The sequence below is a fragment of the Reichenbachiella agariperforans genome (assembly GCF_900142205.1).
Classification (GTDB): domain Bacteria; phylum Bacteroidota; class Bacteroidia; order Cytophagales; family Cyclobacteriaceae; genus Reichenbachiella; species Reichenbachiella agariperforans.
Map to the genome: position 1 here is coordinate 206,417 of NZ_FRAA01000008.1, position 14,224 is coordinate 220,640.

The following is a 14,224-nucleotide window of genomic DNA, read 5'->3' on the forward strand; positions in this document are numbered from 1 at the left end:
CCCACGTTTATGTCCAAAAACATTCAGGAAGAACTCAAACTACAAGTACAACTCCTACACCAAGAGAAAGAAGAAGATCTACGTCAGTATCGTCTCAAGATGTCTAGCACATCCCTCAAAGAGCGACGCAAAGCAGGTGTATGCTGGTATCCCGTAGACCTCAACAAGACACGCTTTGATGCAGGCGAACGACTCATCGTCAAAGTATCTCGGCAGCCCGAGCACACCGATGCGCACCTTTTTCAGTCTGGCAAGCTCATTAGTATGTTCTCCAACAGTACGGGCGATAGTCAACACGAAGAAGCGGTATCTGGAGTGGTCAACTCGGTCACCAAGACTGACATGCACATCACTCTCAATGTAGACGATGTACCTCAGTGGGTGCATCACGGACAGCTCGGTATTCAATTGCTATTTGATGAAAATGCCTATCGAGAAATGGAAAAGGCACTCTTCAAAGTCATCAAATCCAAAGGAGACCGTATCGAGGAACTAAAAAACGTGATCCTAGGCACTACTGCAGCACGATTCGACAACCAAGAAGTCATCCGAGACATCGGCCTGAATGATAGCCAAAATGAGGCATTGCGACTTGTACACAATGCCCAAGATGTAGCCATCATCCACGGCCCTCCTGGCACGGGAAAAACCACAACACTCGTACACACGATCGCCGAAACACTGAAATCGGAAAAACAAGTCATGGTCTGTGCTCCGAGCAATGCAGCGGTAGATTTACTGACCGACCGCCTCGGGCAGCAAAACATAGAAGTCCTCCGTATCGGTCATCCCGCTCGTGTACACGAAGACATCCTCAACAAAACGCTGGATGCCAAAATAGCCAACCACGATGACTTCAAGAGCCTCAAAGACATGCGCAAGCAAGCCGAGGAGTATTTCAAACTCGCCAGTAAGTACAAGCGAAACTTTGGTCACGCCGAAAAAGCTCAGCGACGCGCCATCAAAGCAGAAGCACTAAAACTCAAGGATGCTGCCAACAACCTAGAGTACTACATCATCAACGATATCGTCGCAAAGACGCAGGTCATTGCCTGCACCCTGGTAGGGTCGACGAACAGCTATATCAAAGGCATGAGTTTCGGTACAGTGTTCATCGATGAGGCTGCTCAAGCCATGGAAGCTGCCACTTGGATCCCCATCCTAAAGGCTCAGCGCGTGATCTTCGCTGGAGACCACTGCCAACTACCACCTACGATTAAGTCCTACGAGGCAGCCAAAAAAGGACTAGAAGTGACACTCTTCGAAAAGGCCATAGACCGCAACGAAGCAGACGTAATGCTCTCTATCCAGTACCGCATGCACGAGCAGATCATGAACTTCTCCAGCCGAACGTTTTACAAAAACAACCTGACAGCAGATGCCATGGTCAAGGATTGGAAAGTCTTTGGTGAGGACAGTGTAGTGGAGTTCATCGATACAGCAGGCTGTGCATTTTACGAAGCTGTAGACAAAGAAACACGCAGCTCGTTCAACGAAGAAGAAGCCGATATCGTGATGAAACACCTCATCGAATACCTTGGCAGTCTAGACAGTATGGAGCGACAAGAGGATTTAGAAAGTGTCGGCATTATCTCCCCCTACAAGGCACAGACAGCACTACTCTCTGAAAAATTACTCGCGAGCGGTTTAGCACCTGATACAGCAAAAAAAGTACAAGTCAACACCGTCGATTCATTCCAAGGGCAAGAGCGTGATGTAATCTACATCAGCCTCGTTCGGTCCAATGACAAAGGAGAAATCGGATTCCTCAAAGACACCCGACGCATGAATGTCGCCCTGACGCGCGCTAGGAAAAAGCTAGTGGTAATCGGAGACAGTGCCACCATAGGTCAGCACAGCTTCTACGAAAAATTCCTAGACTACATCCACGAAATAGACGCCTACCGCAGTGCATTTGAATTGATGTACTAACCTGAGTTAGATTTCAACTTTCATTAAACCCTTGTCGGAAATGCATCAATCATACTTTGTCTTCAAGCCAGATAGACCATGTCTCCGGTAGATAAATAGCTCCCTCTTTTTTCATTGTCAATGAAAAAGGCTAGAAACCTATAAACGCGCTACCGTGTAAACAGTATAATTTTCAATCCCCTTGAATAAAGTATATAGAGCATGATTCATTTTTAATCAAACTCAGGTTAAAAGGTAGATGAGCATTAGACATAAGCACAAAGTGTATCAAACCTCGTTAGGTTGTAGCCTTTTGATATATATCTAAACCATTTTAGATATATATCTTTCTAAGTTTAGATATATACCATTCTATATTTAGATATATATCTTATCAAGTTTAGATATATATCATTTTGTATTTAGATATAAATCTTTTTAAGTTTAGATATATATCTTTTTGTTGTAAGATGCTGTGGAGTCACACAGCATCACCTTACATCTATACCCTCTTGTGCCCAATTACTAACCTGAGTTTGATTTTAACTTTCATTAAAACCGTTTCTGAAATGCATCAATTGTACTTTGTCTTCAAGCCAGACAGGCCATGCTTCCGGCAGGTAAACGCTTCTTTTTCATTGCCAAAAAAGGAAGCAAAAAGGCTAGAAATTATAAACTCGCTATCGCTCAGACAGTATAATTTTCAAAAACCTTGAATTAAGAAGATGATTTATATCCTTTATTAATCGAACTCAGGTTACTAGTTAAACCTCTATAAGATAAAAGTATCATAACAGACTACCCAACAAACCAAGGAAATCACTTTTAAAGCTAAAACCGAGACGCACTTTAGCACATCTCGGTTTTGCGACCACTGTGCAGTATTATTTACAATACTTACACCTTAGGCTCCCACTCTGGCTCATACGTGCGCTTCCAGAGCGCATCCGCATCAGCGTTATCTATCACTCTACCTGTCTCTGGGTCTACGTCGAGACTCGTTTCGAGCTGCTGCGCCATATTACCCAAGTGACATAGATGTGTCGAAATACTTCCATCATCAATCGGAGAGCGTAATTGCTCCCCACTACGAATTGCATTCACAAAGTTCTGCATGTGTCTAACTGTTAGCCAGTCAAACCCCGTAGTATCCTGCGTCGAGCTTGAGGTACCTACGCTTTTTTCTGCTTGGTAACTTATTTCCTTCCCCTTTAAATCGAACAATTGATATCCCTCACGATCGAGCAGTATCGATCCTTCGGTACCATGAATAATCGCTCCTCTACCTCGATTGTACAAACTCATGCCATTGCAACTTCGCCCTTCCCAGTTGAGCGTTTTGCCTCCGTCAAATTCGTAACTCACCAACTGGGTATCATAGTACTGCCAGTCGTCGCTTTTGAAATGCAGCCGACCACCCGTCGACACGACCCTATTGGGCATATCCACACCTAGTGCCCATCTACAGATATCTATCTCATGTGTCCCATTGTTATGGATTTCGCCAGTACCCCAGCTTCTAAACCAGTGCCAGTTGTAGGGATGCACATTGTCTCTATAGGCTTCTCTCGGCGCTGGCCCTTGCCATAGATCCCAGTCCAACGTCTCTGGCACAGGAGTCGGTTTGCCGATCCCTATCGATCCTCGCGTATTAGCATACCAAGCCTTGGCATCATATACATCCCCTATTTTTCCGTCGCGGATATCCTTTATCCCCTGTATGGAAGTCAGTGCCGAACGCTGCTGATTCCCCATCTGACAGACTTTGTTATACTTTTTGTACGCTGCATTGAGCAGTTCATTTTCATGAAGGTTGTGGCTACAGGGCTTTTCCACGTACACATGCTTGCCCGCCTGCATCGCCATGATGGCCATAGGCGCATGCCAATGTTCTGGTGTCGCGATGAGCACGGCATCTATCTGCTTTTTCTCTAGAACCTTTCTAAAGTCTGTCTCTGTTTTCACTTTGAATCCATATTTCTCCTTTGCGTGACTTTTGGATTGATCCAAACGAACCTGATCCACATCACATAACATGGCTAAGTTGATATTATCACAAAAACTGATGGCTTGCATCAAGGCATAAGACCGCCCTCCTGTGCCCAAAATGGCTACATTGATCGTTTCGTTAGGAGAGAAAGCCCAAGCTCCAGTGCCTGACAGTACAAATGAAGCTCCTGCTCCAGCAATGGCTGACTTCTTTATAAAATTTCTTCTTGTTGACATAATCCTGCGCTTTAGGTCGTGTTTCTATTTAAAGTTGAGTTCGGGATAGTCAGACCACTGCCTGACACCACCCTCGTGCAATGCGTCCAATACGATTTGTACACATTTAGCCGTAGTAGCTCCTGTTTGAATATCTGAGATCACGGCATCTCCATCAACGATGGATTTATGAAACTGGCGTAGCGCATCTATCGTCGGGTCATTGCCTGGCGCATCTATCGGAGCACCTTTTCCCTCTTGCCATGCCTGAATCGTAGCACCTGATACGCCATCCACGACTCCTGTTGCTTTCCCTCCTCTTTTTTCATGGTATATCTTGCCAGCTGTATAATCAAGAATCAAAGTTGCCTCAGAGCCAAGTACTTTGATCTGATAGTCTTCGTATCCGTTGGTCGTCGTGCACGTGAAGGACGCATTTAATCCCGATGGATACCTAAACAGTACGTGCGCATTGTCAAAGGTCTCACGACCATCCTTCCAGTGATCAATCCCACCGAATCCCGTGATTTTGTCTGGATGGCTCTCGCTAACCCAGTTGACGAAATCAATCTGATGTGACATGAGCTCCGCTGGCAAACCTCCAGAAAATTCTCGATACATGCGCCAGTTGATCAGTCGCTCCCATTTGAGATCTGGCACGGGTCTACGCCAGTCTCCGTTTCTGTTCCACTGACATTCATAGGCAGTCACCTCTCCAATATAGCCTGACTGGATGATTTCTCGTGCACGGTTATAAAGCGGACTACTGTGGTACTGATGGCCGGTCTGAAAGACCAAGTCCGTTCTTTTGGCCGCATCAATCACAGCCTGCGTCTCCGATACGCCTTTGACCATAGTTTTCTCACAGTAGACATGCTTTCCTGCTGCTAATGCTGCGATAGCAATCTCCCCGTGCGTACTAAATGGCGTGGTGATCACGACCGCATCTACAGATTTGTCCTCTAGTAGTTCTCGGTAATCTTCGTAGCTTTTCTTGACCTGCGCCTTCTGGCATGCAGCCTCCAACCTAAAGGGAATCAAATCGCTACATGCTGTGACTTTCACTCCCTCTATCTCACCGATGAGATGGATGATCCCAGTACCACGGTCTCCCGTACCAATCACTCCCACACCGACCTCATCAGGCTTTCGCCCAAACATCCCCGTAGCATAGTTGGCACCCAACAACATACCACCAGCAGTCACAGCTCCAGCCTTTACAAATTTTCTTCTATCAATCTTGTCCCTCATACTTAGTTCAGTTCTCTGATTTTAATGCTACGGTAGCTGACCTCATCTCCATGATCTTGGAGCAAAATACAGCCCTCAGGCCACTGACCAAAATTCTCCCACTTCGCATATTTGCTATAGGCCACCAGTGCTTTAAATAGCTGCGAATGACGGTCATACGTTACTACTTTTTCGTTGTTGAGCCAGTGCTCTACTTTGCCATCTTTAGCTACTATTCTGGCTTTATTCCATTGACCTATACCTTTGAATTGCTTACCACGGTCTTTCACAGATAGGTTGTCTGCGGTGATCAAATCGTATAACGATCCAACGGTACGGTTGCCGTTGACACCCTTTTTGGCATCAGGGTGCTTTTCATCATCTAGGATTTGAAACTCACAACCAATGGCACTGCCTGCTCCTTTGTTGAGACTGGGATCAACATAGTATTTGATGCCGCTATTGGCTCCTTCTGTGATTTTAAACTCCAATTCCAACTCGAAATTGGCAAATTTATTGATGGTCACTATATCACCTGGACCCGTAGATTCTCCTCCATCTGTCTTTTGTACTGTCAATACTCCATCGGCCATATTCCAACCAGACACTGGAAACTCATCCAATTTTGCACCTCTCCATCCAGCATTCGTCGTTCCGTCCCACAACAATCTAAATCCGTTGCGCTGCTCCCAGTCAGTCAGTTGATTTTTCAAGTAACTCAACTCTGGAACGGCAGGGGCTCTGTCCCACTCCTCATTTTCAAACCCACTCGTCAGTATCTTGATATTCCTCCATTTGATCTGAGCACCTTTGAGATGATCTTCCCAGATGCTATGCACCTGCAACCCAATAAATCCCTCAGCGGTCATATCGTCAACGAGTCTGGCACATTGCACACCATTAACCCATGTATTGATCTCAGAGCCGATTGCTTCTATATGAATTTTGTTCCAACCTGCTTTGTTGAGCGCTGAAGCTGCCTTATAGTTTCGACTCAAGGGATAGATCCATCCCCGTCTCTGCTCATCGTATATACCGCCAGACCAACCACGACTCGATGGGTCGATTTCCACTTGATATCCATGAACTACTCCATCTCTGTAGTCCTTGTCGGTATTTGATCTTATTTGTATTCCTGAGTTGAGACCAGAATTAATAAAAACTTCCAGTTCTAGAATGAAGTCACCGTATTTCTTTTTGGTAGTCAAAAAACTATTGGGTGTGTCTGGCACGGCTGCACCAACTATTTCGTTATCAATGACTTCATACGTCGCTTTTCCTCCTAATTGAGTCCATCCTTTTAGATCTTTGCCGTTGAACAAGTCCACCCATTGTGCACTCACTGTCCCTACACTTAATGCTAAGCATAGTGCTAATCCTACTTTCCTAATCATGCTTATCTTCGTTTGCTTTCAATTTCTTGTCATTCGACAAGTTGTGTTAACGTACACACGTATTTCAAAAATATATAAGAGAACTAAATAATACTACGTATTAAAGATTATTCCTTAGAATAAAATTCATACTGTTAATCTTTTATCGTCTGTACAATCCATCCTTATTGTATTTATTCGATCAAGTCATTCTTTCTCTAGAATTATTTTAATCATACATGAAGTATTTAATCTGTAATAGCGAATTTATGCTAAATTCACGTTCCATCGTATCCTTATACTAAACAGCCAACCACAACCTACTATTACAGAAGTAATTATGGCCAAATTAAAGATACTCGTTGCTGAGGATGACACGACTCATGCGACTAAAATGGAAATGCTACTCGATGAAATGGAATACAACTGTGTCGGGGTTCACGACAATGAGAAGGATTTACTTCGCAGCATTCAAATCATGAAACCCGATGTGATTGTTTTAGATATTTCACTCAAAAACACAGACAGCGGCATCAGTATTGCTCAAAAAATACAACGCATTCGCCCTACTCCTTTTCTCTTTGTGACCTCATTTGATGACAAAGAAACTTTGGGCAAAGCCATGGAGACAAATCCCTATGCCTATCTTATCAAACCCGTCGAGCGAGGCAACCTACAAGCTGCGATAGAACTCGCCATCCACAAATTTAGTCGACAGGAGACGACCTCTCACACTCAGCAATCGGAGTGGAATACTGACGTACTCGTTCAAAACAGTTTTTTCCTCAAAAGAGGAAGTAAACTTGAGAAAGTACAGGTCAAAGATATACTCTGGATAGAATTAACAGATGAACGCTATTGTCAAATCATCACTACTACACACCAATATCATTTGCGCATGTCGCTCAAGGCACTGGAACAACAGCTCGACCCTAAGCTGTTTTTGAGGGTACATCGAGCCTACATCGTCAGCATAGACCGAATTAATAGTATAGAAGAAGCTGATCTAATGATCGGTATTGAAGGCAGGGAGATCCCTTTTGGTCGCAGCTACAAGACCGTTTTGTTTAAAAGATTACAAATGCTACACTAATTACCTGTTCAAAGAGGGGCGATAATATTGAGAATGATTTTAAGATTGAACCAGTTCATGCAAATTAGAAATTACCTTTTAGCACTATGCCTGACTCTCGTCGGGACATCCTATGCCCAATCACCTATCCTGCGACAAATGATAGAAGCGCAGCAGGCAGATAATGAAATATTGTTGGACTCCTTGATCAATCAGATGTATGCCAAATCTAGTACGTTAGACTGGGCTTCATATTTTGACTCGTTGTCTGCGTCAATTGATTCGGACTCTATCTTGATAGATTTCTATTATGATGTAGCTGCTCCCATTATTACGGGAAAAAGTGCTTCTGAAGCAATTACCCTAATAGATGAAGGAATTCGATTGAGTGAGGGAATCGATCACAAGATGCTCACAGCGGAGGGGTTAGAACTAAAGGCATTTGCACTGAGTCAGTTTGGTCGATTTGATGAATCCATCGCTCTGTTTTATCAAGCCTTACGCTTAATAGACCCAAAGTTACACGGCGGACTTTACGCCAGTACTTTGGCCAACCTTGCCTCTACCTTGCACGAGATGGGAGACAATGAAAAATCCATCGATTACCACCGAAAGAGCTTGGCTTATCACCAGGATACTGGAGACCTACGCGGCGAAGCTTTGTCGTATTTGGGTCTGGGCAACGCCTACTCCGGGGGGCCAAATTATGACAGTGCGTTGTATTATTACGAGAAGACCATCAAGTTGTCAAAACCAAATGGATGGAACGACCTAGAAGCCTATAGCTATGGCAACATGGCCTCTGTCTATCTAGAGCAGAACCTCTTACAAAAAGCCATTGACTATCAGAAGAAAGGATTGGCGATGGAAGAAGAGCGCAATGATGAGGTGATATCTATCGAGTCTCATGCCAACCTTGCTTCTGCGTATGCCCAACTTCAGAACAGAGATCTGGCGATGTATCACTTGGATCGAGCCAAACAAATCGTCGAAAAATACGACGCATGGCATACCATGGTGATGGTCTATGAGATTGAGTCAGAAGCGTATAAATCCTTTGGACAATATGATCTAGCACTCGCTGCTTACAAGCAGTTCAAAACATTAGGAGATAGCCTGTCAGGTGAGGAAGTCCAACGAAATAAACTGGCACTACAAGAACAGTACGAAGCAGAAAAGAAAGAGAATGAAATCTTAACCCTCCAACAGCAAAACCAATTGGCTACTTTGGACCTGGAACAGGGTCGGATGGAAAAAATGCGCTTGACTATCTTGGCAGGAGTAGCCTTACTCGCTTGTGGAGGATTCATCTTTGGGTTCATCCAGACCCGAAGATCCAAACGAGCACTGGACAAGCGAAACCTAATTATCACTGATATCAACAAAAAACTGAATGCCTCTCAAGACGCGCTGATGGAAAGCAACAAGATGAAGGACAAGTTCTTTGCACTGATCGCTCACGATATCCGAGGACCTCTGACGTCCTTTCAGGGGATTGGACGCATGCTCCACTACCAAATGAAAAAGGGCGACACTCAAAAGGTAAACCAACTGATAGAACAAGTAGACAAATCTGCAGACAAAGTCAATCACCTATTGGATAACCTCCTCAAATGGACCTTGAACCAGCTTGGCACTTTGCCTTACCAACCGCAGGAGATCAACCTCCAACTCCTGATAGATGATGCGGTGACGATATTTGCCCCCAGTGCACGAGCCAAAGAGGTAGAATTGATCGTCGACTCTATCTATGAAGAGGAAGGTGTCTGGGTACGTGCAGACATCAATATGATAGGCACCGTACTGCGTAATTTACTGAGCAATGCTATCAAATTCACCCCACGACTTGGGCAAGTGACAATTGCTATTGAGTCACGGTCGGATCAGTTGATTGTCCATGTCCGTGATACAGGAATCGGGATGAGCGAAGAGGCAAAAAGCCGAATCATGGAAGAAAGTCTAAACGCCAGCGCAACTGGTACCGACGGAGAAAAAGGCACAGGACTCGGACTGATACTCTGTCGAAAATTTGTAGAAATACATGGCAGTCAACTCAACGTGACGATCCATGAAGGTACCACTGTCAGTTTCTCCTTAGAACTGGTGAAAACGAGCATCTTGCACGAACAATAAGAAGCTCAGTCATCGATTTCGTGTAGCAATTTGAACTACTCATGAAGGGATTTGAGCAACTCATGTACAAGTCATCAAAGTAAGGTTTTTGGATTGAAGAAATTCACGGTTGATAATAAAACCGTGAATCGATGATTATACAATTTTTTACTTCCCTATTCCACCGACTCAATGCAACTCTTGCCGAGTCATCTGCTGTCTCAAGATGGCGCTTTATCCCTTCTTTCAAAACCAAGACAGTGCTAATCGCCATGCTGCTCATGCTTATTGCAGGATTGGCTCAGGCGCAGGATCGCCCTTTCATCACGACTTGGGAGACGACAAGTTCTAATCAATCCATCAGAATTCCCTGGAATTCCAACACATACAGTTTGGATTATACGGTGGACTGGGGTGATGGCTCTGTCGATACACACGTAGCAAATGATGCCAATCATACCTATGCCGAACCAGGGATTTACGAAGTACAAATCAGTGGTTTTTTTGACGCCATACTCATGCCCAATGGTAGCAGCTCTAACTTGCTCAGTATCGAACAATGGGGAGACATCCCCTGGCGGACGATGAGCTCCGCATTCGCAAATACTACCAACTTGCAGATCAATGCCACTGACGTACCGAACTTGTCTGCTGTGACGGACATGTCTGGGATGTTTCAGGGAGCTTCATCACTGGATGCGGATCTGGGTGCTTGGGACATTAGTCATGTGACCAACATGAGCCAAATGCTCTATGGCACAAATCTCTCTGTTGACAACTACGAGCAGACACTAGCAGGGTGGTCCACACTAGACACAGATGAAACCAGTATACCCACAGGCGTTACATTTGGTGCTCAAGGACTCCGCTACTGTGACAATTCTTCTAGGACCTTGCTAGCAGACACTTATGGTTGGACCCTCAACGGGGACGCGCCTGTAGAACAAGGGATTATACTGCACAATGCAAGTTTAGAATACATCATCAGTCAAGAGCCTATCACAAGTTTAGCCCCTCCCACCGCAGAGACATGTGATGGAGAGGCAATCACTGCTACGACAGATGCAACATTTCCAATCAGTGAAGCACAGACCATCACATGGACATATACGTCGACAAGCGGAGCTAGTAGAACCCAAGAACAAGAAATTTGGGTAGGTAGACCCTTCGTTACCACATGGGAAACAGCCAATTTCATAGATGCCCAAAATTTCATTAGAATTCCAATCAACAGCGGATTGATTTATAATTATAGCTATAAGGTAGACTGGGGCGATGGCAGTACAGACAATACCATCTACACGAAAGCTAACCAGGCAATTCACGAATATGCCTCTGAGGGAACTTATACCGTTTCGATATATGGTGATTTCCCGGCTATCTCATCAAGTTCCGCATTTGACAGATCCAAGTTCATGACAATCGAACAATGGGGGGATATCGAGTGGAAGTCAATGAATAGTGCATTTGCCAACCTATCAAACATGGTTTGTAATGCGACAGACGTACCTAACCTCACGCAGGTGACAGACATGTACAACATGTTCAACAATGCTACGCGCTTTACGGGAGATCTCAGTGGATGGAATGTGAGTCATGTGACCAATATGTCCAGTATGTTCTACAACGCCCAATCTTTCAACAGTGACCTTAGTGCATGGGACGTCAGCCACGTGACCAACATGTCGTACATGTTTTACAGAGTGTCTTCATTTGATCAGAGTCTAGCCAACTGGGATATCAGTTCGGTGACGCAAATGTCAAGCATGCTCAGCTACTCTGGTTTTTCTACTCCTCACTATGACCAGACACTGGCTGGCTGGGCAACATTGGATACTGAGGGAGGAGAAACGAAGATTCCAACGAATCAGTATCCATCACCCTATGGACTGATCTACTGTGATGCCACAAGCCGCTCTACGCTAAACAACAACTACTCTTGGAATATTTCAGGTGATCAAGAGGCTGACGGAGGTATCGTGCCAGATGCCAAATTTTTATCTACAGTCATAGGCAAAAGCAGCCTTGAGAGCTTAGTAGCGCCTACGGCGACTGCTTGTGATGGAGAGATCATCACTGCGACCACAGATGCAGTCTTACCAATCACTTCTCCACAGACCATCACTTGGACTTACACCGCTACTGGAGGCAACACCACGACCCAAGAGCAATATGTTTTTGCAGGAAGGCCTTTTGTCACCACATGGGAAACAATTGACAATTTGGAAGGACAGAACAATGTAGTATATATCCCTGGATACGACGAAGATTTTAACTTCGTGGTAGACTGGGGAGATGGCACTGTAGACGAAACAATATACTCTGAAGATGTCGATGCGGTGCACAGCTACGCTACTGCTGGGACCTATACGGTTTCTGTGAATGGGCAGTTTCCATATTTTTATGCCTACGACAGCTACTCTCCTGACAAATTGGTGAGCATAGATCAATGGGGAGATATCCAATGGGATGATCTGAGCTACATGTTTGAAGGAGCCACAAAGATGGTCTACAATGCCACTGACACACCTGATCTTTCATATGTCACGGACCTTTCGGGTATGTTTTATGGCTTAACTTCTTTCAATGCTGATTTGAGCAACTGGGATGTGAGTCAAATCGAATACATGGACGATATGTTCTATGGCGCCTCATCCTTCAATCAAAACCTTGGGAATTGGGACATCAGCAGTATCGAAGACATGGAAGAGATGTTGAGTGGGACAGGATTGTCTGCACAAAACTATCAGCAGACCTTGGCAGGTTGGTCTACACTGGATACAGACAACGGAGAGACAAGTGTGCCTACTGACATCTATTTAGGAGCAGAAGGGCTGCGCTATTGTGACGATACGGACAGAAATATCCTCATAGATACATACTCTTGGACTATTGACGGGGACGGTGAAGCCGAAAACGGAATAGTACCCAACACCAACAACTTGGCTAGTGTAATCAGTAAAGAGTCTATAGAGACAATAGACGCACCGACTGCTACGACTTGCGATGGAGAAGCTATCACCGCAACAACAGAGACCATATTCCCAATCACCGAACCACAGACTATCGTCTGGAATTATACCGCAACGGACGGTAGTACCGCAACGCAGGAGCAATATGTATTTGTCGGACGACCATTCGTCACGACCTGGCAAACCATCGATGATTTCGGGTTTAGCAATTTTGTTTTTATTCCAATCAATACGAATACAGATTCTCCTTTTAACTTTATTGTAGATTGGGGCGATGGCACAGTAGACAATACTGTCTACACCAAAAACTCCTTCCCTATACATAGCTATGCCACTGCAGGCATCTACACGGTATCTATCTACGGCCAATTTCCTGGCTTAAGTGCCTCAAATGGACCCGGAGGAGAATTCTTGATGAGTATCGAACAATGGGGGGATATCGAATGGGAAACCATGGAGTCTGCATTTAGGTACACCGAAAACATGGTATACAACGCTACAGATGCGCCTAACTTGTCCTACGTCACTGACATGAGCGACATGTTTTATTACGCGTCTTCTTTCAATGGAGATCTGAGCAACTGGGATGTGAGTCAGGTGGAAAACATGGAAAACATGTTTTACCGAGCTTCTTCCTTCGATCAAAGTTTGGGCCATTGGGACATTAGCTCGGTTCTAAACATGGAAGAAATGCTTAATTATTCTGGACTTTCCGTCCAAAATTATGATCTCACCCTAGCTGGTTGGTCGACACTGGATACCGAGGCAGGAGAAACACTCATCCCGTCGAATATCAGTCTAGGTGTTGAGGGGTTGTACTATTGTGACGGAAACCCAAGAGCGACACTAGGCATTGGCTATGTATGGAGCTTCGATGGCGATGAGCAAAACTGTCCCCCTACGGTCGCCGAAGAGTTGGACGACTTAGTAGGTGCTTGTAGCGTAGATATGCCGACTGTACTGCCGACTGCCTATGATGCCGAGAACGATGAAACCATCACGGGTGTAACGGAATCAGAGTTTCCAATATTCGCAAGTACTGAGATCACATGGACATTCACAGACCGTGAAGGCAACAGCTCGACGCAAACCCAACAAGTAACAATCACCGATAGTGAGTCTCCCGTTGCTGATGTAATGACACTTGCCGTTGTAAATATCGAGTGTGGTGAAGTAGAAACATTGATTGCTCCTACTGCTACAGACAACTGTACCAGTGTGATCACTGCCACTACTGAAACGACCTTCCCGATTACAAGTACAACAACAGTGACTTGGATATACAGTGATGCCAATGGCAATACAAGTACGCAAACGCAAGAGGTCGTTTTCGCAGACGTGACAGCCCC

The 14,224-nt window shown here is 44.9% G+C and carries 7 protein-coding genes; 4 read left to right on the forward strand and 3 right to left on the reverse strand.

Annotated elements, in window-relative coordinates:
• Positions 1 to 9: 9 nt before the first annotated feature.
• Entirely contained in the window at positions 10 to 1,932 is a 1,923-nt protein-coding gene (locus BUB99_RS17615) for an AAA domain-containing protein (protein ID WP_073124721.1), read from the forward strand.
• An 876-nt stretch (positions 1,933 to 2,808) separates the two neighbouring features.
• On the opposite strand, the gene BUB99_RS17620 is transcribed toward BUB99_RS17615, so the two are convergent.
• Genes BUB99_RS17620 through BUB99_RS17630 form a run of 3 tightly spaced genes read right to left on the reverse strand, consistent with a single transcriptional unit; the run spans position 2,809 to position 6,740 of the window.
• A complete protein-coding gene (locus BUB99_RS17620) occupies positions 2,809 to 4,137 on the reverse strand; it encodes a Gfo/Idh/MocA family protein (RefSeq protein WP_073124722.1) in 1,329 nt (442 codons plus the stop codon).
• Positions 4,138 to 4,161: 24 nt separating this feature from the next.
• On the reverse strand, positions 4,162 to 5,367 hold the full coding sequence (locus BUB99_RS17625) for a Gfo/Idh/MocA family protein (RefSeq protein ID WP_221407528.1): 1,206 nt from the start codon (positions 5,365 to 5,367) through the stop codon (positions 4,162 to 4,164).
• Between the two features lie 2 nt (positions 5,368 to 5,369).
• Positions 5,370 to 6,740: a 3-keto-disaccharide hydrolase gene (locus tag BUB99_RS17630; protein WP_073124724.1), complete on the reverse strand. Its 1,371-nt coding sequence runs from the start codon at positions 6,738 to 6,740 to the stop codon at positions 5,370 to 5,372.
• A gap of 319 nt (positions 6,741 to 7,059) precedes the next feature.
• Between BUB99_RS17630 and BUB99_RS17635 the strand changes: the two genes are divergently transcribed.
• The 3 genes from BUB99_RS17635 to BUB99_RS17645 all read left to right on the forward strand — a co-directional run.
• Entirely contained in the window at positions 7,060 to 7,812 is a 753-nt protein-coding gene (locus tag BUB99_RS17635) for a LytR/AlgR family response regulator transcription factor (RefSeq protein ID WP_073124726.1), read from the forward strand.
• A 57-nt stretch (positions 7,813 to 7,869) separates the two neighbouring features.
• On the forward strand, positions 7,870 to 9,924 hold the full coding sequence (locus BUB99_RS17640) for a tetratricopeptide repeat-containing sensor histidine kinase (RefSeq protein WP_073124727.1): 2,055 nt from the start codon (positions 7,870 to 7,872) through the stop codon (positions 9,922 to 9,924).
• Between the two features lie 131 nt (positions 9,925 to 10,055).
• The coding region (locus BUB99_RS17645; RefSeq protein ID WP_139281083.1) for a BspA family leucine-rich repeat surface protein at positions 10,056 to 14,224 on the forward strand (4,169 nt) is incomplete at its 3' end.